The 1,229-nt window shown below is 60.7% G+C and carries 2 protein-coding genes; both read left to right on the forward strand.

Going from position 1 to position 1,229, the window contains the following annotated elements; translation table 11 throughout:
• The coding region (locus tag F3H26_RS19270) for an N-6 DNA methylase (protein ID WP_149777575.1) at positions 1–423 on the forward strand (423 nt) is incomplete at its 5' end.
• The coding region (locus F3H26_RS19275; protein ID WP_188127824.1) for a restriction endonuclease subunit S at positions 416–1,229 on the forward strand (814 nt) is incomplete at its 3' end. The genes F3H26_RS19270 and F3H26_RS19275, both read left to right, overlap by 8 nt.

Raw genomic sequence — 1,229 nt, forward strand, 5'->3', positions numbered from 1 at the left:
TGGTTCCTGGCCCGCGACAAGTCGAACGGCATCGCGCGGGACAGGAAACTGCGCGACCGGCGGGGCGAGATCCTGTTCATCGACGCCCGCAAGCTTGGCCACATGGTGGACCGCACGCGGCGCGAGTTCTCGGACGACGACATCGAGACAATCGCCGGCACCTACCACCGCTGGCGCGAGGGCGAGGGGTATGAGGACGTGCCCGGCTTCTGCAAATCGGCCAGCATCGAGGAGGTGCGGGCGCATGGCCACGTCCTGACCCCGGGCCGCTATGTCGGCGTCGAAGCCGCCGAGGAGGACGACACGCCCTTCCCCGAACGCTTCGCCGAATTGCAGGCGGAACTCGAGGAGCAGTTCGCGTTGGAGGAACAACTGAAAGAAAAAATTCTCGCTGGCGCGGGCATGGTGATTGGCAATGTATGAGTTCGTCGGGCCGGATGATTGGGTCCGCTCTTCGCTTTTCGATCTTGCAACGTGGAAGAACGGGCTCGCGTTCAAGAACATCCAATTTTCTGACTCTGGCGATCCAGTAATCAAGATCGCAGAGCTCAAATCCGGTATAACAGAGCAAACGAAGTTCACTCGCGGTGAATACGGAGATGAGGTCCGAGTTGAGCCGGGGGACATGCTGTTTTCTTGGTCTGGAAACCCCGACACTTCGATTGATGTTTTTGAATGGGATGGTCCGCCCGGTTGGTTGAACCAGCATATCTACAAGGTCACGCCCGCAGAAGGTGTGGACCGCGATTTTCTGTTCTTCCTCTTGAAGTGGCTCAAGCCGCGATTTGCTGAGATTGCCAGGAACAAGCAGACAACCGGGCTTGGTCACGTCACATTGGCCGACTTCAAACAGATGCAGATCGGGTTGCCCAAGCCAGACGAACAAGCCGCAATCGTCGCGTTGGTCAAACCCTACCACGACAAGATCGAGCTGAACCGGCGGATGAATGCGACGCTGGAGGCCATGGCGCGGGCGATCTTTCGCGACTGGTTCGTCGATTTCGGCCCCACCCGCGCCAAAGCCGAAGGCCGCGAGCCCTACCTCGCCCCCGACCTCTGGCCCCTCTTCCCCGCCCGCCTCGACGACGAGGGCAAGCCCGAGGGGTGGGAGGTTTCGGAGATTGGCAAGGAAACCACGGCCGTTGGCGGCTCGACCCCAAGCACCAAGGAACCGTCCTATTGGGGCGGAGGCGTCAACTGGGCAACGCCCAAGGACCTGTCGCCCCTGA

The organism is Ruegeria intermedia (assembly GCF_900129345.1).
Lineage (GTDB): Bacteria > Pseudomonadota > Alphaproteobacteria > Rhodobacterales > Rhodobacteraceae > Ruegeria > Ruegeria intermedia.